18 protein-coding genes are annotated in these 23,678 nt (G+C 61.3%); 3 read left to right on the top strand and 15 right to left on the bottom strand.

Going from position 1 to position 23,678, the window contains the following annotated elements:
- Nucleotides 1-347: 347 nt before the first annotated feature.
- Nucleotides 348-785 carry a DoxX family protein gene (locus IB279_RS33240; RefSeq protein ID WP_192340620.1) on the top strand — a complete coding sequence of 146 codons (438 nt, stop codon included), beginning with the start codon at nt 348-350 and terminating at the stop codon, nt 783-785.
- Nucleotides 782-2,380 carry an MFS transporter gene (locus tag IB279_RS33235; protein ID WP_192340618.1) on the top strand — a complete coding sequence of 533 codons (1,599 nt, stop codon included), beginning with the start codon at nt 782-784 and terminating at the stop codon, nt 2,378-2,380. Before IB279_RS33240 ends, IB279_RS33235 begins: the two co-directional genes overlap by 4 nt.
- 544 nt (nt 2,381-2,924) lie before the next feature.
- Here the strand turns inward: IB279_RS33235 and IB279_RS33230 are convergent.
- The 13 genes from IB279_RS33230 to IB279_RS33170 all read right to left on the bottom strand — a co-directional run bounded on the left by IB279_RS33230 (nt 2,925) and on the right by IB279_RS33170 (nt 16,237).
- Nucleotides 2,925-3,308, bottom strand: coding sequence for a RidA family protein (locus tag IB279_RS33230; RefSeq protein ID WP_127890881.1), 384 nt, complete (start codon nt 3,306-3,308; stop codon nt 2,925-2,927).
- Between the two features lie 11 nt (nt 3,309-3,319).
- The gene (locus IB279_RS33225) at nt 3,320-3,706 is read right to left on the bottom strand and encodes a RidA family protein (protein ID WP_029742662.1); all 387 of its coding nucleotides are present in this window, start codon (nt 3,704-3,706) and stop codon (nt 3,320-3,322) included.
- Nucleotides 3,707-3,732: 26 nt separating this feature from the next.
- Nucleotides 3,733-5,193 carry an NAD-dependent succinate-semialdehyde dehydrogenase gene (locus tag IB279_RS33220; protein WP_192340616.1) on the bottom strand — a complete coding sequence of 487 codons (1,461 nt, stop codon included), beginning with the start codon at nt 5,191-5,193 and terminating at the stop codon, nt 3,733-3,735.
- 14 nt (nt 5,194-5,207) lie between these two features.
- A complete protein-coding gene (locus IB279_RS33215; protein ID WP_192340614.1) occupies nt 5,208-6,593 on the bottom strand; it encodes an aspartate aminotransferase family protein in 1,386 nt (461 codons plus the stop codon).
- 39 nt (nt 6,594-6,632) lie between these two features.
- Entirely contained in the window at nt 6,633-7,682 is a 1,050-nt protein-coding gene (locus IB279_RS33210) for an ABC transporter ATP-binding protein (protein WP_029742659.1), read from the bottom strand.
- A 15-nt stretch (nt 7,683-7,697) separates the two neighbouring features.
- Nucleotides 7,698-8,528, bottom strand: coding sequence for an ABC transporter permease (locus tag IB279_RS33205; protein WP_029742658.1), 831 nt, complete (start codon nt 8,526-8,528; stop codon nt 7,698-7,700).
- Nucleotides 8,525-9,376 (bottom strand): ABC transporter permease, encoded by an 852-nt coding sequence (locus tag IB279_RS33200; protein ID WP_029742657.1) that lies wholly within the window; start codon nt 9,374-9,376, stop codon nt 8,525-8,527. Before IB279_RS33200 ends, IB279_RS33205 begins: the two co-directional genes overlap by 4 nt.
- A gap of 130 nt (nt 9,377-9,506) precedes the next feature.
- Nucleotides 9,507-10,580 (bottom strand): extracellular solute-binding protein, encoded by a 1,074-nt coding sequence (locus tag IB279_RS33195; RefSeq protein WP_192340612.1) that lies wholly within the window; start codon nt 10,578-10,580, stop codon nt 9,507-9,509.
- Between the two features lie 104 nt (nt 10,581-10,684).
- Nucleotides 10,685-11,656 (bottom strand): membrane dipeptidase, encoded by a 972-nt coding sequence (locus IB279_RS33190; protein ID WP_192340609.1) that lies wholly within the window; start codon nt 11,654-11,656, stop codon nt 10,685-10,687.
- An 11-nt stretch (nt 11,657-11,667) separates the two neighbouring features.
- Nucleotides 11,668-12,384 (bottom strand): hypothetical protein, encoded by a 717-nt coding sequence (locus IB279_RS33185; protein WP_192340607.1) that lies wholly within the window; start codon nt 12,382-12,384, stop codon nt 11,668-11,670.
- Nucleotides 12,381-14,117: a hypothetical protein gene (locus IB279_RS33180; protein ID WP_060610091.1), complete on the bottom strand. Its 1,737-nt coding sequence runs from the start codon at nt 14,115-14,117 to the stop codon at nt 12,381-12,383. The genes IB279_RS33185 and IB279_RS33180 overlap by 4 nt, the downstream gene beginning before the upstream one ends.
- The gene (locus tag IB279_RS33175; RefSeq protein ID WP_029742651.1) at nt 14,118-14,837 is read right to left on the bottom strand and encodes an IclR family transcriptional regulator; all 720 of its coding nucleotides are present in this window, start codon (nt 14,835-14,837) and stop codon (nt 14,118-14,120) included.
- Between the two features lie 884 nt (nt 14,838-15,721).
- The gene (locus IB279_RS33170) at nt 15,722-16,237 is read right to left on the bottom strand and encodes a hypothetical protein (protein ID WP_060610094.1); all 516 of its coding nucleotides are present in this window, start codon (nt 16,235-16,237) and stop codon (nt 15,722-15,724) included.
- A gap of 460 nt (nt 16,238-16,697) precedes the next feature.
- On the opposite strand from IB279_RS33170, the gene IB279_RS38250 reads away from it, so the two are divergent.
- Complete coding sequence (locus IB279_RS38250; RefSeq protein WP_083523802.1) at nt 16,698-17,021, top strand: alpha-hydroxy-acid oxidizing protein; 324 nt, start codon at nt 16,698-16,700, stop codon at nt 17,019-17,021.
- Between the two features lie 78 nt (nt 17,022-17,099).
- On the opposite strand, the gene IB279_RS33160 is transcribed toward IB279_RS38250, so the two are convergent.
- On the bottom strand, nt 17,100-17,357 hold the full coding sequence (locus IB279_RS33160; protein WP_127890887.1) for a hypothetical protein: 258 nt from the start codon (nt 17,355-17,357) through the stop codon (nt 17,100-17,102).
- Nucleotides 17,358-17,495: 138 nt separating this feature from the next.
- On the bottom strand, nt 17,496-23,279 hold the full coding sequence (locus IB279_RS33155; protein ID WP_192340605.1) for a putative Ig domain-containing protein: 5,784 nt from the start codon (nt 23,277-23,279) through the stop codon (nt 17,496-17,498).
- Between the last annotated feature and the right edge of the window lie 399 nt (nt 23,280-23,678).

Here is a 23,678-nt window from a genome sequence, read left to right as displayed (position 1 = left end):
GTGCGGCTGCGCCAGCGATTGCGGCGTCCATGGCCACGATCATGCCGGCGCCTGGACGTCGAAACTGCCGATCGCCGACCTTAAGGGTTTCTTCGGCGCGCTTGGATGCTCCTGCTGGGCGGTGTGAAGGCACGCAAATCATGCATGAACACCAAAACGGGCAGCTCGGTCGCTGCCCGTTTTGGTGTTTGGCTGGAGCACATGCAATGCGCTTCTATTGTTGCGAAAAATGCAATTAAATAGCAAATATTGATGCAATTGTTGGTAGGGAACTTCCCGGTCAATATCGCTCTATCAGACGAACCACATAGCCGGTTTCAGAGACAGCGACGATCGCAGGAGCAAAAATGATCCATCACCCGACCTCTTCAATCCGTGGGCATTTTGCCGAAGTCATCGCGGCTCCCGCAATGCGGACCGCGGCGCTGCTTGCCCTTTGCGCCGCCTACATTCAGGGGCCGCTTGCCAAGATCTTCGACTTTGATGGCGCGATCGCCGAGATGGCGCATTTCGGTCTTCATCCGCCGGCGTTCTTCGCGGTCGCTGTCATCGGCTTTGAGCTTACGGCTTCGGCCATGGTGGTATCAGGCGTCCTGCGTTGGGCTGGCGCGCTGTCACTCGCGGGCTTCACACTTCTTGCAACCTTCATTGCCCTTCGCTTCTGGGAAATGACACCTGGCATGGATCGCCTGATGGCCGGCAATGCCTTCTTCGAGCATCTCGGCCTCGCCGGTGCATTCGTCATTGTCGCCGCAATCGATCTGACAAAAGGAGATTGCAAATGAGCGACAAAAAATCTGTCGGCGGAACCTTTGCTCCCTTGGCTCAACCGGTATTCGCGGTCCTTTGGGCGGCCACAGTCCTGGGCAATACCGGCAGTTTCATGCGTGACGTTGCCAGCTCCTGGCTCATGACTGACCTGTCTGCTTCACCTGCCGCAGTCGCGATGGTGCAGGCGGCGGGAACCTTGCCTATTTTCCTGCTCGCCATCCCGGCCGGTGTGCTCACCGACATCCTCGACCGGCGCAAGTTCCTGATTGCTGTTCAGATCTTGCTTGCGTCCGTCAGTATCAGTTTGATGGTTCTGGCGCAGACCGGAATGCTCTCCGTCAGCGCACTGATCGGTCTGACCTTCCTCGGCGGCATCGGTGCGGCACTGATGGGGCCGACCTGGCAGGCGATCGTTCCAGAACTGGTCAAGCGAGAAGACGTCAAAAGCGCCGTGGCGCTGAACTCACTCGGGATCAATATCGCACGATCGATCGGCCCCGCGGCAGGCGGACTTTTGCTTGCCGCGTTTGGCGCAGGCGTCACTTATGGTGCCGACGTGGCCAGCTACATCATCGTCATCGCCGCGCTTCTCTGGTGGCCACGGGCAAAAAGCGCCAACGATGCGTTGTCTGAAAACTTCTTTGGCGCATTCCGTGCCGGTCTCCGCTACACCCGCGCCAGTCGTCCACTGCATGTCGTCCTGCTGCGTGCCGCGATCTTTTTTGCCTTTGCGAGCGCGGTCTGGGCACTTTTGCCGCTGGTCGCCCGCCAACTCCTGGGTGGGGACGCAAGCTTCTACGGCATTCTGCTCGGCGCTGTCGGTGCCGGTGCGATCGCAGGAGCATTGGTCATGCCGAAGTTGCGTGACCGGCTGAGCGCCGATGGACTGTTGCTCGGGGCGGCCGTTGTCACCGCGATCGTCATGGCCGTACTTTCGCTTTCCCTCCCGAAGTGGGTTGCCATCATCGCCCTTCTGTTCCTCGGTGGCGCATGGATCACCGCGCTGACAACCCTCAATGGCGCAGCACAGGCCGTTCTCCCCAACTGGGTGCGTGGTCGCGGTCTTGCGGTCTACCTCACCGTTTTCAACGGGGCGATGACCGCCGGCAGCCTTGGCTGGGGTGCAGTTGGCGAAGCAGCGGGTATCCAGGGGACGCTGCTGATCGGCGCTGCCGGACTGCTTGCCGCCGGCTTCATCATGCACCGACTGAAGCTGTCAGCCGGCGATGTGGATTTGGTGCCTTCGAACCATTGGCCGGAACCGCTTGTTGCCGAACCTGTCGCTCATGACCGTGGTCCCGTCCTGATCCTGATCGAGTACCAGGTCGAAAAACATCACCGCCGCGCCTTCCTCCATGCGCTCGACACGCTCTCCCAGGAACGTCGCCGCGATGGTGCCTATGGCTGGGGCGTGACCGAAGACTCCGCCGACCCGGAAAAGATGGTTGAGTGGTTCATGGTGGAATCCTGGGCGGAACACCTTCGCCAGCATCAGCGGGTTTCCAACGCCGACGCAGACTTGCAGGGCAAGGTTCTGACCTATCACAAAGGCCCGGAGAAGCCAGTGGTTCGACACTTCCTGAGCATCAATCGGCCTAGTCAGGCCTGATGTGACGACATCGGGGAGGGGAGCGCAATGCTCCCCTCGTGTTCGTGGGGAACCGTTTGGTTCGGAGCGGCCGCCGCAAGACCCCTGCTCAAAAACCTCGGCCCACCTGTTCTGCGGCGCAACCGCACCGTCAAAGGTTTGAGCCGGCTTCTGGGCGTCGAGGGCATAGATCACGTCTAGCGCCTCTCGCACTGAGTTGCCGTAGGTGCCGCCTTGCGCCGCCCCGGCGCGGACCCTGAACTTGCCCTTCATGAATTCTGGCGTGTCGAATGACTTGGACGAATCGGTCATCCGAGCCGCCTCGTCTCCAATCTCCTTCTCGGTCGCCACCGGCACATCACGCATGAGCGCTCTGTGGTGGAAGCCAATCAACGGATGAAGAAGGAACGGAAGGCGGCGTTTCCACATACGTTCGTGGCATGTCTGTCATTGTTAAAAAGACTTGGTTAGGGACCAGGTCCCTTTCTCGGTAGAGGCCGGTGCCGCCGGTTGCCGTCTTCTATCTCTTTTGGACAGACAGCGCCAAACAGGCGAGACACCATCGTCACGCCGAGGAGGAAAGGACAGCCGTTGCGAGTACCTCAAGGCGTATTCCGTTGGAGAGAAGATCGACTACGACGGTGGCACGAACCGGATAAGGTGCAGTAAAGAACTCCCGGTAAATCCTATTCATGCCGCCTGCATCCGCCTTATCCGTGAGATAGGCGTGGATCTGCACAACATCGGCAAGTGTTCCGCCGGCCGCTTCGAGCGCCTGTCGGAGGTTCAGGAACACCTGGCGTGCCTGTGTCTCGATGTCACCGGTAATGGGTTCGCCCGTCGTCGGATTCTTTGCAATATGCGCGGATCGCACGATGCGGCCTGCCTTGACCGTAGCGCTCAAAGGCGCCTTTGACGAAGCGATACCGGTTTCGACTTTCTCAAACATGATCGGCCACTTTAAGCTCTGTTGCCGAGAACGGCGTGGGCAAGGATTTCGATGCGAAGGCCTTCGGCCAAAAGCTCCTTTACCACCACGGTCGCACGCACCGGATAGGGCTCCTTGAAGAACTCGGCGTAGACCTTGTTCATTCCTGGTGCGTCCGATCTTTCAGTGAGGAAAACCTGAACCTGCACGACATCGGCCAGCGTGCCGCCCGCAGCACGGATCGCGATGTCGAGATTTCCAAGCGTTCGGCGCGTCTGGGTTTCGATGTCACCTGTGACGAGGTCGCCATTCACCGGGTCTTCGGAAATATGGACCGACCAGACGAGATTGCCGGCGCGCACGACCTCGCTGACTGGCGCGTCTGAGGGGTCTGATCCGGTATCGATGGCTTCAAACATTTTGTTCTCCAAGAAAGTAAGGCTGCTCATTCGGGCCGCGCGTCGAAGCGGGTCACGAATTTCGTGTTGAGATAGCCGTCAAAGGTTTCAGTCCCACCTTCGCTACCATAGCCGCTGTCGTTGATGCCACCGAAAGGCGTTTCGGGTAGCGCCAGGCCGAAGTGATTGATGCTGACCATCCCGGCGGCAAGCGCTTTTGCGGCGTGCTGGGCTCGACTGCTGGAGGCGGTGAACACGTAAGACGCAAGGCCGAAAGGAAGGCTGTTGGCGCGCCGCATCACGTCGTCAAAACCAGAAAAAGGCGCGACGACCGCAATGGGTCCAAAGGGCTCCTCGTTCATCAGCCGCAACGCGTCGGAACCACCGGCAACCACCGTCGGCGCATAGAAAAAGCCGGCGTCGCCGATGCGACTGCCGCCGGTCACGATCTCCGCTCCCCGTTCGCGGGCATCCTGTACGAAGCCTTCCATAGCCGTGACCCGGCGGGCGTGGCAGAGCGGACCCATCTGCACTCCTTCGGCAAAGCCATAGCCAACCTTCGTGGCGGCCACCTTGTCGGCGAAGCGCGCTAGGAAACGGTCATATGCTCCTGTTTGAACGTAGAAGCGGGTCGGCGAAACGCAGACCTGTCCGGCATTGCGGACCTTTTGCGCGGCAAGCGCGTCGGCAGATGCTTCAACGTCGGCATCGTCGAAGACGATAACCGGAGCGTGGCCGCCAAGCTCCATCGTGGAGCGCTTCATATGGCGGCCTGCGAGCGAAGCAAGCAGCTTGCCGACTTCGACGGACCCCGTAAACGAGATCTTCTTCACCTCGGGCGCCGAAAGCAGCGTTTCGGAAATATGCGAAGACGATCCCCAGACGATATTGAGGCAACCGTCCGGCAGACCCGCCTCCTGCATAAGCCGGCCGATCGCGACCGTGGAGGAGGGCGATTCCGCCGGCCCTCTGAGGATTATCGTGCAGCCGCTTGCCAAGGCTGCCACGACCTTGCGCAGTGCCTGGCTAAACGGGAAATTCCAGGGGGTAAATGCGATGCAGACGCCGACGGGTTCGCGCGTGACCGCCTGCTGTACACGTGGATCTCGCGAAGGGATAAGGCGACCATAGATGCGCCGCGCTTCCTCCGCATGCCAATCGGCATGGTCGGCGGCAAATCGGATCTCACCGATTGCTTCCGTCAGCGGTTTGCCCTGGTCAAGCACCATGTTGCGGCCGACCTCCTCGGCGTGCGTGCGAGCAAGATCGGCGAAGCGCCGCAGGATCTGCCCGCGGTCGAGCGGTGAGCGATCCTTCCAGCTTCCGAACGCCCGCTGCGCGGAGGCGACGGCCGCCGCTAGGTCGGCGTCGGTGGCGCAGGGCAAATAGCCGATGACCGCTCCGCTTGCCGGGTCGATGACCGCGTCCTGCCCCTCGGTCTCGTAAATCCAGCGGCCGCCGATCAGCATGCCGAGCCGTTCATAGGAATGTGGCGGACGGGTGGACATGTCGATCTCCGGCATCACGCGATGTAGCCTTGGCTGCGCGCCCACGAAAGCGTGTCGTCGAGAGCAAGCTGCATGCGGGCCATGAGATCGTCGATCTGCTTCTCGTTGATGATCATGGCCGGGCACAGGCTCACCATGTCGCCAAGACCACGAGTAAGGACGCCCCGTTCGGTTGCGAACTTGCCGGCATGGTTGGCGACCTGCCAGGCCGGTGGAAAGTTCTCCTTCGTCACCTTGTCCTTGACGAACTCGAGGCCAGCGACAAGGCCGACACCGCGGGCTTCACCGATCAGCGGATGGTCTCCGAGCTTGGCGATGCCTTCTTGGAAGCGCACACTGACGGCGCGGACATGAGAGACGATGTCGGTTTCCTGATAGATCGTCAGGGCCTCCAGCGCGACAGCCGCCGCGACCGGATGACCGCCATAAGTATAACCATGCGAAAATGTGCCGATCTTGCGGCTCTGGTCGACGAGGACGTCAGAGATCTTCTCGTTGATCATCAGCGCCGAGATCGGCATGTAGGCGGCCGAAAGCTGCTTGGCGCAACTGATCATGTCGGGCTTCATCCCGTAGGTTTCTGACCCGAACATGTTTCCGGTGCGCCCGAAACCACAGATAACTTCGTCGGCCACCAAAAGGATGTCGTACTTTTTCAGAACCGTCTGGAGCTTCTCGAAATAGGTCTTTGGCGGCGTGATCACTCCACCGGATACCATGACCGGTTCAGCGAAGAAGGCGGCCACCGTTTCCGGACCCTCTTCGAGGATCATAGCCTCGAGATTGGAGACAAGCCGGGTTGCAAAATCTTCCTCGCTCTCACCAGGTTCTGCAAACCGCCAGTAATGCGGGCAATCGGTGTGGAAGATGTTGGCGATCGGCAGATCGAAATCACGGTGGTTGAACGGAAGACCCGTGAGGCTTGCAGTTGCCACCGTTACGCCATGGTAAGCCTTGCGGCGCGAAATGATCTTCTTCTTCTCAGGCCGTCCGACCGCGTTGTTGTAGTACCAGACCAGCTTGATCGCCGTGTCGTTCGCTTCGGAACCGGAACCGGCAAAGAAGACCTTCGACATGGGTACCGGCGCCATTTCGAGCAGCTTCTCTGCAAGGCGGATACCCGGTTCCGTCGATTTGTGGGCGAAGGAATGATAGAAGGGCATTGTCTTTAACTGGCGCGTCGCCGCTTCCACCAATCGCGGTTCACTGAAGCCGAGCCCGGCGCAGAAGAGGCCGGCAAGACCTTCGATGTAACGCTTTCCCTGATCATCGACGACGTAGATCCCTTCGCCACCGGTAATGACATGCGGCCCCACCTCCTGGTGAACCGCAAGGTTGGTGTAGGGATGGATAAGGCTTTGCCGATCCAGGGCGTGAAGGGAGTTGGGACGGTCGTTCATGGCAGGCTCCAGGCTATGCTTGATTGCGCTTTGCGATTGTCAGGCGATGACGTGCACATCTTCGCTGCGCCAGGTGACGTGGCACTCGGAAGCACCGTCAAGCCTTCGTGCATCGACGCCGGGCACGCGCATGCGGATCGCTTGCGCGCCGAGTTTGCCGATGACCAGCAGGTTGTCACCATAGTTGATAGTGCTGTCGATCTTCATCGCCTGACGGCTTGGATCCGCCCCGTCGGCGAGGCGGATCATCTCCGGGCGCAACAGCAATTCGGCTTTGCTGTTGCGGTCACTGCCTGCGGCTTTGGTGTCGACGACGCCGACTGGCGTCTCGTAGCGGCCATCGCCAAGCGAGGAAGCGGCGAGGATGTTGCTGTCGCCGATGAAGGAGGCGACGAAGCGGGTCTTCGGCGCGAAGTAGATCTCGTTTGGGGTGCCGACCTGTTCGATGCGCCCCTCGTTGAAGACGGCGATCCGGTCCGACATTGTCATGGCTTCCGACTGGTCGTGGGTGACGTAGACCATGGTGACGCCGAGGTCGCGGTGGATGCGCTTCAACTCCACCTGCATGTGCTCGCGAAGCGCCTTGTCGAGCGCGCCGAGCGGTTCGTCGAGCAGAATGATATCGGGCTCAAAGACGAGTGCGCGGGCAAGGGCCACACGCTGTTGCTGTCCGCCGGATAGTTCCGAGGGAATGCGCTTCTCGAAGCCCTGGAGGCCGACCTTCGCCAGTGCCTCCCGCGACCGCCGTTCTTTCTCGGCCTTTTCCACGCCGCGCATGCGCAGGGGAAAGGCGACGTTGTCGGCGATCGTCATGTGCGGGAAGAGGGCGTAGTTCTGGAAGACCATGCCGATATTGCGCTTGTGCGGCGGCAGCTTGTCGATGGCGCGTTCGCCGAGGCGGATTTCTCCGCTCGTCGGATGCTGGAAGCCGGCAATCATCATCAGCGTCGTGGTCTTGCCGGAGCCGGAGGGGCCAAGGAAGGAGACGAACTCGCCAGCCTTGATGTCGAGCGACACGTTGTCGGCCGCCATATGCTTGCCGTCGTAGCTCTTGTTGACGTTGCGGAGTGTGAGAGAACGGGCGTTCATGGCTGTGCTCCTTGATCAGGATGCCGCCGCAGCGGTGTTGGTGGCGCCGTTTTCGAGCGGCTGACGTGTTGTCCCGGACCGGCGGCGCACAAATTGCGGCGCAAGCCAGACGCAGACGCCAGCCAGAACGAGCAGAAACAGGAAAGAGGATGCCGCCGAGATGGTCGGGTCTGCCTCCTGGCGGACGGCGTTGAACATCTGGCGCGGCAAGGTCGCCCTGTCGCGGCCGGAGATGAAGAGCGCGATCACCGCTTCGTCGAAGGAAGCGATAAAGGCAAAGAGACCGGCGACGGTGAAGGCGGGACGCAGGATTGGGAAGGTCACCAACCGGAATGTCGTGAAGGGCGACGCGCCGAGGTTCATGGCAGCCCGCTCGACGGACCGGTCGAACCCTTTGAGTGCCGCCGTCAGGATCAGGGTCGCCATCGGCATGGCGATGCAGCTATGGGCAAGGATGACGCCAAGGTAGCTCTGCACGAGGCGAAGTTGACCGAAGTACATGTAGTAGCCGAGCGCCATGACGATGGTCGGCACGATCATTGGCAGCATGATCAGGAGATTGAACAATTCACGGCCGAGGAAGATATGCCGCACCAGTGCGAAGGACGCGGGGATGGCAAGGCAGAGCGTCACCAGTACCGTTCCAAGACCGATGATGACGCTGTTGATGAGTGGCTCAGTCCAGTTGGGGTCCGAGAAGAAGTTGATGTAGTTGGCAAGCGTGTAGCCGGGCGGCGGGAAGGTTAGCGACGCAGCCGAGCTGAACGACATTGGGATGACGATGAACATCGGTGCAGCGACAAAAAAAGCGATGAGGAGCGCAAGCGCGCGAACGAACGGGTTCATCGGCCACCTCCTGCCCATAGCCGGTCAAGTCCGAAGAAGCGGTTGTAGAGCGCGTAAACTGCGAGCGTCAGACCGAGCAACACGATCGAGATTGCCGAGCCAAGCCCGAAGTCGAGTGTCTGTTCGATCTGGTCGCCGATGATACCTGCGATCATCTGGTCGCGCGGGCTGCCGAGCAGCACGGGCATCACATAGAAGCCGAGGCAGGAGATGAAGACGAGCGTGCAACCGTTGACGATGCCCGGTGCCGAAAGCGGCAGATAGACTGCGAGGAAGGCACGAAGCGGGCTCGCGCCGAGGCTTTCCGCAGCGCGAACATAGAGAGGATCGATGCGCTTCATGACCGAGAACAGCGACATGGTCATGAAAGGAATGAGCGCATGGGTCATGGCAAGCGTTGCGCTGAACGTGGTGAAGAGTAGCTTCGGCGCAGGATCGAAGCCGAGCCAGGTAAGGAGTGCCGTGACCGGCCCCTGATTGCCGAGAATGACCATCCAGGCATAGGTGCGCACGAGATAGCTCGTCCAGAAAGAAAGGGCGACTACGGTCAGGAGAAAGGTGGCGAAGCGTTTGGATCCGTTGGCCGCAGCATAGGCGAGCGGATAGGCGAAGAGGAGCGCAAGAGCGGTGACCAGGAAGGCGGTCCTGAACGTCTGATAGAGCACGGACGCAAACAGGCTCGAATGCAGAAGCCGTGCGAAGTTCTGCAGGCCGACCACCGGCTGCGAGATGCTCATCCAGCCCACATAGGCAAGCGGCACCAGGAAGAATACCGCAAGGAAGACCGCTGCCGGGGCCATCAGCGGTATCGGCCCCTCCGCAATGGGCGAAAACGATCTCTGTTTCATGTCAATGCTCCCTCAGTACCTGATCGGGAAACCCCGATCCACATGCCGGCGGCGGCGGGCCGTCCCTAGGCAATGCACCTGTTTCTTAGACCAACCCGGTTCCGTTTCTCGCGGAACCGGGAGGGTTGCATCAAAGACCGACCCAGCTCTCGAACCGGCTGCTCAACTCGTCGATCTGTGCCGTCAGCTTGGCGCCATCAAGCATGACGGCGCGGGCGAGGTGATCGGGATAAGTCGGCATGGTCTTGGCCACCTCAGCTGGGATGAAATCGAACGATTTCGGGTTCATCGGGCCATTTTGGTCGGCGATGCAGAACTTCGCGAGGCCTTCGGCATTCTGGCCGATATGGCTGATCAGCTTGAAGCCCTTTTCGGCACGCGGGCTATCCTTGGCGACGATCCAGCACGCCTGGTCGACGATCGCCTGGTCCCAGACGATCTCGATCGGCTCTTTCGAAGCCTTCTTCGCGCCGGCGGCATCGCTGTCCCAAAGGCCGGCCATGTCGACCTCGCCGTCGGTCAGGATCTGGCGGGCCTGCGGGCCTGCCGTCCACCAGACACGCACGTTGTCCTTGACCTTGTCGAGCGATGCGAAAGCGCGGTCGAGATCATAAGGGAACAGTTGATCCGGGGAAACGCCGTCGGCGAGCAACGCGATTGCGAGAACGCGGGCGGCGTGGCGCTGCAGGCTGCGGTTGCCCGGGAATTTCTCGACGTTGAAGAAGTCGGCCCAGTTCTTCAAACCATCCGGGTACTTCGTCTTGTTGAACGCGAGCTGCGTGGCAAAGCCGTGGGTCGAGAGGCCGTTCTCATAGATGGCGCCCTGCCAAAGTTTGGACGCATCGACATGGTCTCCGAGCGTTTGCAAGAGGCCGGCTGCATTCGCACGGGCGACGTCGGCCACGCCCAGTGTCGTGACGTCGAATTCGAAGACGCCGGTCGTCTTTTGCGCAGCAAGCTTGGCGAACGAGATCGGCGAGACCGTGCGGATCTCGATGCCGGTGTCGGCCGTGAACGGATCGAAGAGGAACTTCTTGACGGAAACTTCCCAGTCGCCACCCCAGGTGTTGACATAAAGTACATTGTCCGCAGCACTTGCGCGGCGCACGAGGGGTGAGGCAAGCATGGCGGCCCCAAAAAGGCCAGCACCGAGCACTGCGCGTCGCGACATCGGTATTACCGACGCTTTCTTGAACGTGTCCATTCGTTGTTCTCCTTGGTCGAACGGTCGTTGATTGCTGTTCCCCGTGGCCGCTCGCGAGCCTGGCGGCGGCCCTTCTTTCGTTGGAATTTCGTTTCCCTAATCGGTCAGTCGGCGCGGAAGACCTCACCGTAAAGACGCAGCCAGTTGCCTCTGAGGATCTTGTTCGCCTCTTCCTGATTGAAACCGACCCGAAGAAGCGCCGGCGCCACGTCCTGAAGGTTTTCCGGTTTGAGTAGCCATTCCGGCTTCGGCACCGCACCAGGCGTTGCCGCCGAACCCGCGCCGTACTGAACGGATCGTGTCCAGCGGCCCTTTCGCATCCAGTCGTAGTCACGCTGGGTGTGGTTGTGGGAAATGTCGGTGCCGATACCAACATGGTCGATGCCGGCGATATCGACCGTGCGGGCCACCATCTCGCACCAGCCGTCGACCGTGGCGCAGGCGCTGTCGGGCGTGATGTTGCGGTAGGCAACGCAGCCGATAACACCACCGCGTGCGGCAAGCGCCTTGATCACGCGGTCGGACTTGTTGCGCTTGTGCGCAAAGAGCGAAGCGGCGTTGGCATGAGTGATGGCCACGGGCTTTTGCGACCATTCGATCGCGTCCAGCGTCGTCTTGTCGCCGACATGCGACAGATCGACCAGCATGCCGACCCGGTTCATTTCGCGCACGACGACCCGGCCGAACCGGGCCAGGCCGCCGTCATTTTCCTCGTAGCAGGACCCACCGAGTTCGTTCTGGTTGTTGTAGGTGAGCTGGACAACGCGCACACCAAGTTCGGCAAAGAACTCCACATAGGCGATGCGGTCTTCGAAGAGATTGGAGTTCTGATAGCCGAGCACAACAGCGAGCTTTCCTTCCTGCTCGGCGCGCTCGATATCGGCGGCGGTGCGGGCGATCAGGACGATGTCGGCGTTCTCACGCTCCATGTCGCGCCAGCGGGCAAGGGAATCGAGCGATTCCATTGTCCCCTCCCAGAAGCCGAGCGTCGGGGTGACGGCGCTGTAGCCGCCGCGTTGCAGGGCCTGGAAGGACGAGCGGTCAAAGTGGCCGCATTGCAGAGCATCGATGATCATGGTTATTCCATTCAGTGTTTGCCGGAAGCAGCGCTCTTGGGCGCGTCGGCCAGAAGCAGGGAAAAATCGGTCTCGTCTTCGTCCTGGCGGCCGATGACCTTGCCGTCGGCCTCGACGATGATCGGGCCGGCATGGCGACGCGAAAGATAGCTGTCGGGCGCAAGGGCTTCCGCCGAGCGATGGTAGAGTTCCCACCAAGTCGCGGCGTCGACGGCAACGCCATTGCGGCGGATCTTGTCGAGAAGGGCGATTTCATCGGGATCAGGCGCTTGTGTGATTGCGATAGCCGCGCGGTCGACGTCGACGGCGACTGTTGCCTTCAGGCTGAAGCGCTGCGCCAGTGCCTCGATGACTTTGAGTTCGCCGATGTCTTTGGCGTTACGCACGGTGACAACGCCGCTGCCGCCTGTCTTCATGTTTTCGACCGCGAGCTCGAGCGCGGCATCGGCGGCGAGCCAGGCATGCTGGCCGCCACAGTCGATGACGGGGTCGCCCGATCCGTCGAGTGACAGGGCCTTTGGGGTGGCCTTGCTGATCGTCTCGAGCGTTGCGGTCAGACGCGAAAAGCCGCCAAGACCGAGGGCCGCAGAGTAGACGGCACAATCCCTAAGGGCCGGGACGAGGCCGCTTTCGATGCGCGTGACCTGGAGGAGACGCTCGAACACCATGCGCATCTCGCGCAGGCTCACAGTCATCGAGTTCGAAAGGTTGGACTGGCAGGTGCTCACAGGCTTGGCTCCGCAGGATAAAACCACAGCGCGTCGGCGTTTCCAGAAGCAATGTCTTCGGGAAGAGGCGCGCCATGAAACAGGACGCCGCGCAGGTTGCGGTCGAGGAAGTCGCGTGTCTTGTCGATGCCGTGAATGCCGACATTGAGAAGGCGGGTGATATGGGCTGGCGTAAACGAGCCGCTCATGATGTCGGCGTGCGGCGAATGCAGGCTGGTGCCGGCAAGCGCCTGGACGCGGGTGACGATGGCGCGGTGCTGCGGATGGGCGAACAGGAAGCGCGCCGTGCTGAGGTTGGGGTCAACCGCAGAAAGGTCGCGGTCCAGCGCCACCACGAGACGTGGCAGGTCGAGGCCGAGATTGACGACATCGTGACCGACCTCCGTTGCAAGGCCGCGACGCGGTTCTTCCGCGGTCACTGACTTGTACCAGACGTAGCGCTCGCCGGCGGGCACCTCGAGATTAAGATTGAACGCCCATGCATAGTCATTGCGAACCAGGTCGCGCAGCCGGTGGACCGGCATCTCCGGGCGCCCCGTCAATTCCTCATCGATGACCAGGCCCCCGACCAGGGCGTCGGCTTCATCGGGCACGAGTTCGATCAGCAGCGAATGAAGGGTTTCCATCGCCTCCGCGTGCACGCGGCCCTCAAGCGAGGCCGCAAGCTCTGCGAAGGGCTCTGCCTCGAAGCGGTTGCCCGCCTGCCAGCGTTGCAGAAGGTCGGCGACAGCGCGCCGGATGGTTTGCAGCTCTTCAGCAAGCACATCGGAGCGCGTGAAGTTCTCGTAGGCCGCGCGGTCCTGGCTGCGGAAAGTGATCGCCTTGTCGACGAGGGCAAGCAGCTTGGCAATCTCAGAACCTTCTGCGTCGGGAAGAACCGCCTTGGCTCGCGCAATGGCCTCTTCGCGAATAAAGAGCCAGCGTTCGATCAGCCGCGGGTGGTTGTTGACGAAGAGCATCAGGCCGAGAGCCGAGCCGTTGCCGACGCCGAGGAAACGGCGAAGATCCTTGGCCATGTCGGGTGCCTGCGGCGAGCCGAGGCGGACAAGATGCTGCAGCAGGTCCTGGGCAAAGACGCGCATCATGTAGGCGCACAGCATTTGCGCGGCGAGCGACCAGCGCAGGGGGTGATCTTTTTCAAAGGCAAGGAATGTCTTGGTTCCAAACGTGCCGTTGCCGTCGAGACCTGTGTTGCGCATGAGGTAGCAGGTCTGCGCCAGCTCAGCGACGTCCGGCTGCCTTCCTGACGCAAGCGCCTGGCGTGCACTCTCGAAGAAGCGACCGCTGCGGTTGGAACGGCACCAAATGAGCGTGCCGGCTGTGGCGCGTCCCTCATAGAGCTTGGGAAGTTCAGCGCCCGTCGTCTCGAAATCGGCCCGGCTCATATCGCCTTCGACCAGCGCGCCCATCATGTCCCAGGCCCGGCCAATGATGCGGCCGGTGCGGCCGTGGGGTGAGGGCTCAAAGGAATAGACGGGAAAGCTGAAGCGCCATCCGCCAATATCGATGCGGTATTCAGCGACACCGTTGCCCTTCTCATCGATCTCGAAGCGCTTGCACTGGATTTGCCAGCGACCGCGGATTGCCTGGCTGAGCAATGCGCGCGATGCGCTGACACGCGACGGCTGGATCGCGGCCAGGCGTTCGGGCGCCATCATTTCTCCGGCTGAACGCATTAGCCGCGCGATGCGGTGGGTGTCCGATTCCGGAGCAGGACTTCTAAGGGCAGTCATTTATTGGTCTCCTCGCATGCGTCCAGAGCTCGCCGCCGCTGCCGCGACGACGATCCCAGCGCATTTTTCAGTGTCAAAACCTTGGAACGGGCCCGAAAGGGCCAGTGCTCCAATGCACTCGCCCTGCGCATCCAGGATCGGGGCGGCCACAGCCGAGACAGTGCGCGGGCCCTCGACTTCGGAAATTGCGTATCCCTGCTGGCGAACCAGCGTCATCATCTCGTCATCGGGCAGGCTCACGCCCTGCACCCGAAGGCGCTCGATGATTTCCGGGCGTGCATGCGAAGCGAGGACGCGGCCAAATGCCGTGCGATCGAGTCTCAGATGCGCACCAACCTTGAGGTCGGCCCGAAGAACACCGCGCGATTCCACCCGGCGAACGATGACCGCATCCTTGCCATCGAGGACAGCAAGCGAAGCCGTTTCACCGCTCTGCGTCACCATTTCCTCGAGAACCCCCGCAAAGCGCGCGCCGAGATTGGACTGCTCCAACGCCATCGCTGCGTGACTGACGACCCGCAGTGTCAGCCGGTAGCGACCGTCCTGCGTCTGCTCGATCCAGCCCGCTTCGACCAGCGTGACGAGGCGCTGGTGGGCAGCGCCTCGGGCTTCTCCGAGCTGCTTGGCGACCTCGGCCAGCCGCATCGGTTCCGCGGCGGCCGCGACACAGTCGAATGCAGCAAGTGTCTTCAGCACGGATGAAAGGGGGCGGACTGCCATTCGAAATTTCTTCCTTTTTCCTATTGTCCAACATTAGAAGACGTTGTATATTTATGTTGGACGATATGTTGATAACTGTCAACTTGGGAATCGTGTGGCTGGGTGAAAAAATATCTGCGCCCGAGCGCGCTCGCGGCTGACCAGGCGCTAACAGTTTGAATGTGGCAACATCTTCGGCGAACCCACGCAATGCACCGCTCGTTGCTGGGCCGGGAATTGGGGCTGGCTTGTAGGCGGACCACTTCTCATAGACATCTGGACCGGTACCCACATTGGCAAGGCAAAGGCCACCCGAACCACCAGGTAAACTTCTGCGGCCGGTTGCGCCGCTTCCGCTGGAGCGAACTCAAAACTGGCTAGGACATTGGGGCAAGGTCAATCGTCGATGATCGGTCGTGAGTGCCGGGTGCCGGCGGCATTTGGGGTGCGCCTTTTGACGCGATCACAAAAGCGGCTCCGTGATGAAAAGGGATCCACCGCAAAGTAGAAGGGATCGACGTCCCCTCAGCAGTTCTATTGAGCAGCGGCCCAGCTCGAACTGCGGACAGAAGCAAGCTCGGCGAGGGATCGGCCTATAGGGACTGACGCAAAACCTTCGTCAGGGACGTCGGCCCCCTATGGATGATTAAGCCTCCGCGACGGGCGGAGGCTTAATCAAGGTGCGCGTTCGATAAATGGAGGAATTGCGCGGCAATAAGACCAGCACGAATCTCATTTTTAACGTGTGCTTTGTGGTTGCGCAATTACAGGTATATTGTTGCAAGTGGGGTGCTCAAAAGCAATGGATTTTTAGGGGGCCTGGCTAAGCAATTCGAGTTACGCAGCAACCTCAGGGCTATTGCAAGATTTCACGATCGGCCAGCCGTCGTCCAGCGGAGGCGGGATCATCGGTGAACTCCCAGGGGATGGAGAGGGCCTCTGACTTCGGCAACATACACCTCGTGGCCGAAGTGTGGATCCTGGCTCAGGTCCTGACCGTCAAACCGATCTATGAATTCTTCAAGGTCGGTCTGGTGCGAGAAGCCCATCGCAACGGCAGACATGTTTTCGATTTCGCCGCCTTGATCCTCATAAGTCGCGCTCACTTCGAGGACACCTAGCCGATCGAAGTTTGCTTGCATGTGAAATGAAAGCCAAACTAGATATTCTAGCGGATAGCCGGGATTCCCTGCATATGTAGCGACATAGGGATAAGCCAAACGAAATCGTTCGGCCAACGCTTCGCCATCGGAGGCAAAGACGAGAAGATCGCTTTCCTCGTCGACGTCGTGAAGTTCGATCGTCAGATCGTGTTTGCGCAAAGCGACGTACGCGCCAAGTCGGTCAGATGGTAAGGATGTGAATATGATGTCGCGCCATTTTTGAACGGCTTCATCGAGATCGGTGCGGATCAAAAACATGAAGCATCCTCAGCAAAGCCATCCCATGATCAAGAGCTTGGAGCCGTGCATAGTACAATTCCAGCCAGTAGATATTAGTTAGATCTAAACTTCAAGCTTGGCAGGTGTTTCCAGAGTGTGGACATTCAACAGTCGCTAGCGAGGTCGTGAATCGTATAAACCGTTACAGAAGATCGGATAATCGATCGACCGGAACGCCGCGCGACTATCCGCGCAAACCGTTTGCAATGCGCGGAGATCGGAAGCGGACACCCAGGCCGGAAAATCGTCGCCATTCCGCAATTCAGCGGAGCGGCTTGCCGGCGGTGGTCCCAGTCCCAATCCCCCTCGGCTGGCCGGCGCTGTGCTGTCCTGCGGCGACCCTTTTGACCGGTCAAGCCGCGCGCGAACTGGTTCTGGCCGCGCGGCGCGGAGTGCTCGAGGACGGGCCCGGCGCTCTATAAGGCAGATCTGGCGGTAGATTGGCGGCTCGCCAAAGGGCACCGCGACCACCTCGCCGCCGGCTTCTTTTAAGGCGCTCCAGGGCGCGATTGAAAACTCCGAGTCCATCGACCACGCAGGCGACGACCGCTGTGATCGTGTCGATCTCGGCAATGACATTCGTGACGATCCTTTTGTCGGGCGGCCCTTCCTCTACGCAGCGGTTGTCGCCGGCAGTCCAGCTATCCGTAAAGCTATCGACATCCTAAAATCGGAAATCCATCAGGACATGGCGCTCCTCGGAGTCGTGGCGATAGATGACATCGATGGCTGTTTTGTCGTTCGCCCTGATCGCCTCGCGTGACGGTTAACGCGTGATTGCAGTAAGCGCTGTAGGTGGCGGTCGGGGTCTTGCCCAACGCAGCCAATGCCGCAGCTGGAGTCAATTGACGAAACGAGGGCTTATATTAGTGAGCAACGTCACCACCTCGTCTTCGATGGCCTGGCATTTGTCGGTGTATTCAGCCTTCAGCGGTTCATCAGACATGGCATGCTCGCTCAACTCATTGCGAGTGACTACAGCTAGGCCGTAGGCTTCGATCAGAGTGCTCAATGCCAGAAATCGCAATTCTGAGAGCTGTTTGCGGTGTCGTGGCAGCCGTATCATGAGGCGTGCTCGGCCGATTTTCTCGAAGTCCAATGGCTGTCGCCTCTCAGATCCAGGATCCGTCATTGTCCTCCACAAAATTGCCGATAGCAACGTCAATCCAAGCACGTGGACTAATGGTCGCCGATCGCTTCAAGAGATTGGATGCAGTAGCGATGCCTGATAGCTTATTCAGAAGCGTCCCCTGACGCCAACCTTTGCGCCCGCAGATGTCTCGCCGTCGCCTTCGATGTTGAATAGCAGACCGGTGTCAATCGACCAGCTCTCCCCAGTTTGCAGCGACAGGGCGGCCGAGAACGAACCGAAGAGGCCCGCCCCATCAAGGCCGGAGTATCCGAGCGTGCCGCCGAGTTTGGGTGTCAGGATCCTGTCGTTATCGAGGGTGAACGGCCGGGCGATCTCCGCCCCCAGGCTCACCCTCAGCTGCTCTTCGGTAAAGCCCTTGAGGTCGATCTCGTCGCCGGTGCCATTCCTCACCCCGTAGTCATCAACCGTTTCAGAGAAATAGACGGCCCGCAGCGCCGGCGTAAACACCGTTGCATCATCAAGCTGCCATTGCCCCTTGACCGCTGTGTCCAGCAGAAACCGGCGCGTGTCGAACGTGCCGTCAAGGGCAGTCGTGTCGATGGTGTTGGACGAGCCGCCATAGAGCAGGCTCGAATCCCAGAAGATGCCCTTGCCGAGTTCGAAGGAGGCATAGGGACCGGCCAGCCAGCCATCGCCGAACAGCTCCGCGTCCTCGTCGGTCGGGTCGGTCATCCGGTCGTAATGGAAGGACACGCCGAGCAGTGCTTTCTCCGACAGCAGATAGTCTGCGCCAAGCGAGACCATGCCGAAGTTGCCCCACCTGTCGTCGTCGTCCTTGCGGCGGTGCATCAGGAACGTGCTGTCGAGCCAGATGTTGAAGGGCGAGGCTTCAGCCTGGTCAACCCCATCGGCCCTGTCGCGCGCGGCCTCCATTTGGGCAAGGCTGGTGGAAAAGCCGAGTGTGACGCCATCGGTGGAAGGTGTCATGCGCGTGGTGACCGTGTCCGTTCCTACGGCCATCCGCCGCCGGTCGAGCAGACCCGGCACCTTGATGGTCGAGGCGATCAGGTTCTGCCGCGTCCGCACGAAGTCACGCACGAGCGCATCGATCTCCGCGGCATGCCCGGACGCATCGAAGGCGAGATTGTAGGTCACGGTCCCGGTGTTGGAAGTACCGAGCGCACTGACCATGCGGAAGCCGACGCGCACCTGACCGGAGTAGGCCCTGTTGGGCGTGAATTTCAGATACCAGCCAACCGGGGCGGCGACCGGACCGACCTGTGCCAATTCGCCCTGGATGATGGATGCCGTTCCGGCTTGGGCCGGCTCGACAAAGATCGTCTCGGCCGCTGTGAACGGGCCGCCGGTGGCGCCGCGATTGAGATAGACATCAGGCGGTGCCGATCCGGCCGGGACATCGACCACTTTGTCGGCGACCGTGATGGTGCGAGCTTGGACTTTCACGGTATAGCTGGCCGTTCCCGTTGCGCCGTTGGTGTCACAAACCTCGATCGTGAACGAGTAACTGCCTCCGGCGTCGGCGGCCAACGGGCCGGTCAGCTGACCGGTTGAAACGTTGAGGACCATGCCGTTAGGCAAAGCGCCGGATGCAAGGCGATAGAGCATTGGGCCGGTTCCGCCTTTGGCGGCGATCGGCTGGCTGTAGTCCTCGCCGGCCATGGCTTCCGCGAGCGCTCCAGCGGGTGGCTCGAAGGTGAAATCGACTGGAGCCGCTGCAACCACGATCGAATAGCGCGCGGTTCCCGCAGCGTTGTTGGCATCTGTCGCCGTCACGGTGAAATCGTGGTTTCCGGCCCGGGTTGGAGTGCCGCCGATCGCGCCGGTCGCGCCGTCGAGCTCGAGGCCCGCAGGAAGCTGGCCCGATGTGATCGCATATCGATAGGGCGCGCCTCCGGCCGAGGCGGTGACGGTGATGCCGCTATAGGCGCTTCCGGCGGTTCCACTCGCCAGTGCACCAGCCGGCGGCGAGAAGGTGAGCGTCGGTGCTGTCACTGTGATCGCCACCGTTGCGGCAGGGGAGGTGCCGGTGGCGTTGGTGGCCACATAGGTGAAGCTGTCGGAACCGGAATAGCCCGGTGTCGGGGTGTAGGTGATCGCCAGTTCCGACACGGCGGCCGTGCCGTGCGCCGGCTGGGCGCCGACGGCCACGGAATTCGCTGGGCCGCCGGTGAGATCGAGCCTGATCGGGTTGGCTGCGGAGTTTGCTGCGACAGTCGCCCGCACATCGTTGGCTGTCGGAGCCTGGAGGACGATGGCGATCGAGTAGCTTGCGGTTCCCGTTGCGTTGTTGGCGTCGGTCGCCGTCACGGTGAAATTGTAGCTTCCGGCCGTCGTCGGCATCCCCGAAATGCGACCGGTGATGCCATCGAGCGCAAGGCCTGCAGGCAGTGCGCCTGAAGTCACGGCAGAGCGATAGGGCGCGGTGCCGGCCGACGCGACGAGGGTGACGTCATAGGCTGTCCCGACGATACCCTCGGTCAACGTGCCCGCTGAGGGCGAGAAGCTGAGGGTGGGGGCGGTGACGGTGATCGTCACCGTCGCCGCCGTGGACGTGCCGGTGGCATTGGTGGCGGTGTAGGTGAACCTGTCGGAGCCGGAATAGCCCGGTGTCGGGGTGTAGGTGATGGCCAGTCCCGACACCGAAGCCGTGCCGTGCGTCGCCTGCGTGCCGATGGTCAGAGTATCGGCGATCCCGCCGCCGAGATCTGGTGTGACGGGGTTGGCCGTGGAGTTCGCTGCGACCGTTGCGCTCACATTGCCGGTGGTCGGCGCCTCGACCGCAATGGCGATCGAGTAGGCTGCCGTCCCCGTGGCGTTGTTGGCGTCGGTGGCCGTGATCGTGAACGGGTAGTCCCCGGCGGTCATCGGCGTTCCCGATATGAGGCCGGACGCTGGATCGAGCGTCAACCCGTCCGGCAGCGTGCCGTTGACGGCGTAGATGTAGGGGGCGGTGCCGGCTGATGCCGCGACCGTGACGCCGCTGTAGGCGGTTTTGGCGGTACCGCCGGGCAAGGCGCCGGCCACGGGCGAGAAGCTGAGGGTCGGCGCAGAAACGGTGATGGTCACAGTCGCCGCATTCGACGTACCGGTGGTGTTGGTGGCGGTGTAGGTGAAGCTGTCGGAGCCGGAATAGCCTGGTGTCGGTGTATAGCTGATCGCAAGTCCCGAAACTGAAGCTGTGCCGTGGGATGGCGACGTCCCGATGGCCAGCGTATCGGCAACCCCGCCGCCGAGATCGAGCGCTACCGCGTTCGCCGTGGAGTTTGCCGCGACCGTCGCGCTCACATCGCCGACGGTCGGCGCCTGGACCGCGATCGCGATCGAGTAGGCCGCTGTCCCCGTGGCGTTGTTGGCGTCGGTGGCCGTGACCGTAAAGGTGTAGTCTCCAGCGGCCGTCGGCGTTCCCGAGATAAGACCGGACGCTTGGTCGAGTGTCAGCCCATCGGGCAGCGTGCCGTTGACGGCGTAGGTGTAGGGCGCGGTGCCGGCTGCGGCCGTGACGGTGGCGCCACCATAAGCGGTCGCGGCCGTTCCGCCCGGTAGGGTGCCAGCCGGCGGCGAGAAGGTGAGGGTCGGCGCAGAAACGGTTATCGTCACGAGCGCGGCGGCGGACGTGCCGGTGGTGTTGGTGGCGGTATAGGTGAAGCTGTCGGAACCGGAGTACCCAGGTGTCGGAGTGTAGGTGATCGCGAGTCCCGATACCGAAACCGTGCCGTGCGTCGGCTGCGTGCCGATGGCCACTGCGTCCGCCGCACCGCCACTGAGGCTGAGCGCAATCGGGTTCGCCGAGGAGTTTGCTGCAACCGTCGCAGTCACAGCGTCGGCGATCGGCGCAGGCTTCGGTGTGACCGAATTGGACGCATTGGAGGTCGGACCGGGGCCGATGCTGTTCGTGGCCGTGACTTTGAATGTGTAGGCCGTGCCGTTGGTAAGGCCCTTCACGGTGATGGGACTTGATCCGCCGGTTGTTGCGGCACCACCCGGATCAGCCGTCACTGTATAGCTGCTAATCGGTGTGGTTCCGGTATTCACAGGGGCGGTGAAGCTGACCGTCGCCTCGCCGTCACCCGACGCAGCGCTGACGGCGGTAGGAGCATCCGGAACTGCGCCCGCGCGATTGACGACGATGTCGTATGTCTTCTTGGTGACGGCGTCCTGTGCCGTAACCAAGATGCTTATGGCGTTGTCGCCGACTTGTAGGTTGACGGGAAGGCTGCCCGGCGCCGTGATGACGGTCCCGTTGACCGAGACGACGGCGCTGGGATGTGCGTTGGCCGGCGTGACGGTGATGGTGGAAACGCTATTGCCCACCGCGACCGTGTAGCTGGTGGTAGCGGCGTCGAAGACCGGCGTGAGCGTGCCGCTCGAAACGCTGATGCCCGAGAGGTTGGCGTCGCTGGAGGGTGGCGCGACGATCATCGGCGTGCCGCCGGTAAACGCACTGGTCATCTCGTTGCCGGCGCTATCCTTTATGCCCGTGCTGGCGGACAGGCTGAGAGCCAAGGTGCCGTCTCCCGAAACATCCGCCACACGCACTTGATAGGTCGATCCCGATCCCGACACACTGTCAATCGTGCCTTGCGCCGTTCCTGTTTTCACCAGGTTGAACTTGCCAATGTCTACGGCCGTGACCGGTTCGGAGAATACCACGTCGAATACCGTGCCCGTTGCAGCGGGATTGATTGACGCGACCGTGGGCCGGACGCCATCGATCCTGATGCCTGATGTGTCGGCAATATTGCGAAGTGTGATATCTGCATCCACTAGGCGGTTGTAGTCCGTGATCGTTGCCCCCCCGCGCGCCATTGACGAGATTGCGATTCCGTCTTCGTCGAGGTCGTTTTCGGCAACCGTGTAGGAAAACGTCATGGTGTTAAAGACGGCGCCGATCAGGTTGATCCGCCGCTCGACAGCCCCAAAGACAGCCTTCAGGTACGGCCCCCCGTTGCTAGCGATGTGCTGATCGAACTCCACGTCGAACAGCAGCGTGGCGCCGATCGCGTAGGTTCGTGCGGGCGTGTTGAGCGGCTTGACTGCGGTGACGACCGGCGCGGCGACATAGGTAAAGCCGTTCGCGCGCGTTACGGAACTGTTGCCAACGGTCGTCACCGTCACTTCGGCCGGTCCGGCCGTTCGTGCCGGCACAATGGCCGTAATCCGGGTGGCGCTGTCGACGGTGAACGTGGTGGCGGGAACGCCGCCGAATGCAACGGCACTCACACCGATGAAGTTGGTGCCGGTGATGGTCACGGATTGTCCACCGGCGGTGCTTCCGATGTACGGCGCAACGCTCATGATCGTGGGCGGTGGAGCGCGCGTGACGACGACTCGATAGTTCCGCCTGGTGGTGCGGTCTTCGGTGGTGACGGTGATGTTGACCGTATTGCTGCCAATTTCCAGCGGGACAGCGGTCGGTGCGCCGGGCGCTACGGTTGCGCCGTTGATCTTTATCGTTGCAGTCCCACCGGCCGACGCTGTCACCGTGAGGCTGGAAATACCGTGGGCCACGGTGGCTGTATAACTGGGATTGCCGGTGTCGAAGGCCGGCTCGAGCGTGCCGCTCGACAGGGCGAGATCCGAAAGGAAGACGTCCGACGGATTGCTCCTGGTGACGCAGACCACCTCCACCTGCCAGGGTGACATTGTCGTGCTATGATTTACGGTTTCGACGTAAAGGCCACCCTCGACGAGCTCTCTCCCGGATATCGATGCGGATTCGTTGCCGGTGACAGCGCCTGCACGATTTTCAACCGATAGGTATTCGTTTCCTGTTTGGGAGATCGCGTAAAAAGATCCGTAGTACACGTAGGCCGGATTGCGGATCAGCTCGATATGAAGCTGGTCCGTGGCTGCAAAGTCTGTTTTTGGATAGGTATTCGTGGCGTATCCGATGTCCTTCCCGTTCAAATCGGCAACGATCCTCTTGCAGCCTTCCGATGCAGCAAACGCTTCACCGGCCATCGCCATGAGGCCGCAAAAAAGAAAGGCGAACGCTATGAGCAACCGGTTCCGAATACGCCACGGTCGGAGCATCGTTCCGCCATTCGGGCTGGCCTTAATCGACGCAGCGCAACGCTCTCGTTCGACGGTCGTCGCACGAACGATCCGGTTGCTGGAGCGTGCGGCCGTGGCCGATCGATAGCTAGTCATGATGGATTTCTCTCAACAAAAAGCGCGCCATGACAGGCGCGCTTCCTGTTAGCTTGGAGAAAGTGCCGTCTTCAATTGGCGCAGACGGTCAGGCGCGGAAATGCGCACCCCGTGCCAATGACCCTGCATTTGCTGCCAAATCGACGGTCTCGCCGC

Source organism: Ensifer sp. ENS06 (assembly GCF_014852205.1).
GTDB classification, from domain to species: domain Bacteria; phylum Pseudomonadota; class Alphaproteobacteria; order Rhizobiales; family Rhizobiaceae; genus Ensifer; species Ensifer adhaerens.
This window is presented reverse-complemented; position numbering and strand designations above follow the sequence as displayed.

Bases quoted from the DNA above. Each gene is read 5' to 3' on its own strand.
- IB279_RS33240 (WP_192340620.1), top strand. From the start codon at position 348: ATGATCCATCACCCGACCTCTTCAATCCGTGGGCATTTTGCCGAAGTC.
- IB279_RS33235 (WP_192340618.1), top strand. From the start codon at position 782: ATGAGCGACAAAAAATCTGTCGGCGGAACCTTTGCTCCCTTGGCTCAA.
- IB279_RS33230 (WP_127890881.1), bottom strand. From the start codon at position 3,308: ATGTTTGAGAAAGTCGAAACCGGTATCGCTTCGTCAAAGGCGCCTTTG.
- IB279_RS33225 (WP_029742662.1), bottom strand. From the start codon at position 3,706: ATGTTTGAAGCCATCGATACCGGATCAGACCCCTCAGACGCGCCAGTC.
- IB279_RS33220 (WP_192340616.1), bottom strand. From the start codon at position 5,193: ATGTCCACCCGTCCGCCACATTCCTATGAACGGCTCGGCATGCTGATC.
- IB279_RS33215 (WP_192340614.1), bottom strand. From the start codon at position 6,593: ATGAACGACCGTCCCAACTCCCTTCACGCCCTGGATCGGCAAAGCCTT.
- IB279_RS33210 (WP_029742659.1), bottom strand. From the start codon at position 7,682: ATGAACGCCCGTTCTCTCACACTCCGCAACGTCAACAAGAGCTACGAC.
- IB279_RS33205 (WP_029742658.1), bottom strand. From the start codon at position 8,528: ATGAACCCGTTCGTTCGCGCGCTTGCGCTCCTCATCGCTTTTTTTGTC.
- IB279_RS33200 (WP_029742657.1), bottom strand. From the start codon at position 9,376: ATGAAACAGAGATCGTTTTCGCCCATTGCGGAGGGGCCGATACCGCTG.
- IB279_RS33195 (WP_192340612.1), bottom strand. From the start codon at position 10,580: ATGGACACGTTCAAGAAAGCGTCGGTAATACCGATGTCGCGACGCGCA.
- IB279_RS33190 (WP_192340609.1), bottom strand. From the start codon at position 11,656: ATGATCATCGATGCTCTGCAATGCGGCCACTTTGACCGCTCGTCCTTC.
- IB279_RS33180 (WP_060610091.1), bottom strand. From the start codon at position 14,117: ATGACTGCCCTTAGAAGTCCTGCTCCGGAATCGGACACCCACCGCATC.
- IB279_RS33175 (WP_029742651.1), bottom strand. From the start codon at position 14,837: ATGGCAGTCCGCCCCCTTTCATCCGTGCTGAAGACACTTGCTGCATTC.
- IB279_RS33170 (WP_060610094.1), bottom strand. From the start codon at position 16,237: ATGTTTTTGATCCGCACCGATCTCGATGAAGCCGTTCAAAAATGGCGC.